The 1,663-nt window shown below is 62.2% G+C and carries 1 protein-coding gene; it reads right to left on the bottom strand.

The window, feature by feature from the left end; genetic code table 11:
- Positions 1–1,663 (bottom strand): bifunctional metallophosphatase/5'-nucleotidase (locus P0652_RS18695; RefSeq protein ID WP_284180424.1); only part of this gene is annotated, 1,663 nt, incomplete at both ends.

The raw sequence follows: 1,663 nt of genomic DNA, 5'->3' as shown, positions 1-1,663 counted from the left end.
GATCAAAGGCGGTTTCCGGAGTCGCATAACGCTCCGAAACGTAGTCTGCCATGGCCTGCTGCTCGCCGAGGATATTGGCGGGCACGACACCGGCAGCGGTGAAGTTCAGCGATTCATCAACCGGCGCGGAGAGCGTGCCGTCATTGAGAAGGAAGCGGAAGTTCTCGCCGTTGGCCTTCATCGGATAGCCGTCGCCACCATTGGCGAGGAAGTTGAGCGTCACCATGGTGATGGTCGCCGGGGCGTCGGGGTTCACGACCCCGTTCTCGACGATCACCGCAACAAGCTCGTCGTTCTCGTCGATCAGGGCGATGTTCTGCACCCGCGATCCGGCCGGCAGGTCCTTGTCATAGGAGAACCGCATGCCGCCAATCTGCGGGTAACGGCCCTGGCCGCCGAGCGATGCAACGCCATGCTCGAGGATGGCCTTCAGGCCTTCGGCGGTCGTATCGAACGCCATCAGGCCGTTATTGAACCGGAGCGAGTTCTCGATATCGAGCTGCGAGATGCCGCCCTCGGCCTTGCCCGCATCATCATTGGCGAGGGGCGGGTTCTTCTCGCCCGTCGCCACATCGACCGAGCCGATCTGTGCCCGGATCCCGCCGCCATTCTTCAGCGAAACGATGAAGCTCGTCGGAGCGGCCTCTCCGAGGGCATCCGACAGGGCCTCGAGATTGGCATCGGCCGTGATGTTGCCGAGGTTCGTCTCCTGGTTGCGAACGAGGTTGCGCTCGCCCTCGAGGTAGACATTCGTGTAGCCGAAGACCTGGCCGTCCTTGGCCTGGATGACGGCATCAACCGCTTCGGTGATATCCGCCACCTGCTCGCCCTTGGTGCCTTCCGCGAAGGCGGTGTCGGAGAGGTCACCGTCCGTGTCACCCCAGGCCGCAGCGACATTCTCGGTCGTCGAGGCATAGGCGCCGTTGATGTCCGTCATGTCGGCGAGCGCGTCGGTGATGATCTCGCCATTCTCGTCGAACTCGACCACGAGGCGGCCAAGATAGGTATATTCGTTATCCGTGTTGACGATCAGCGTCGTCTTGCCGTCCTTGCCTGCCGTCACGATCGGGTAGGTATTGGCGAAGTCCGCCGCATGGCCCGGGAAAGCGACCGCTTCGTCATCTCCATCGCCAAGGCGGGTATTCGAACCGGCCGCAAGGATGATGTCGACGCCCTCGAGCAACGGCGCCAGGGCCTGCTCGAACGCGATCTGCTGGAGATGCGCCATCAGGATGATCTTGTTGACGCCCTGCGCCCGGAGATCATCGATCACCGGCTGCAACTGGGCGGCCAGCAGCACCATGTCATTGGCTTCGAGGCCATCGCCGGCGAAGCCCTTGACCTCGACATTGCCGGTCGAGGAAATCGCCTCAAGGATCTGCGTGGTCACCCCGACAAGGCCGATCTTCTCGCCGCCCTTGGTCGCAACAGCCGAGGGTACGATCTTCTTGGCGAGCGTCGAGGCTTCTTCGAGCCCGCCGACACCCACCGTCTCCTGATAGCGCGAAGAGATGCCGCTATCGGCCGAGAAATCGAGGTTCGACGAGAGATACGGGAAGGCCGCATCGTTGATCACATCCGAGAACGCGTTGGTCCCCAGATCGAACTCGTGGTTGCCGATCGTCGAGGCTTCAACCCCGATCCGGTTATGGATCTCGATATC

The sequence above is a fragment of the Rhabdaerophilum sp. SD176 genome, assembly GCF_030143245.1.
Taxonomy (GTDB): Bacteria; Pseudomonadota; Alphaproteobacteria; order Rhizobiales; family Beijerinckiaceae; genus Rhabdaerophilum.
Note: the sequence above shows the minus strand (reverse complement) of the source record. Positions and strands in the feature narration are given on the sequence as shown.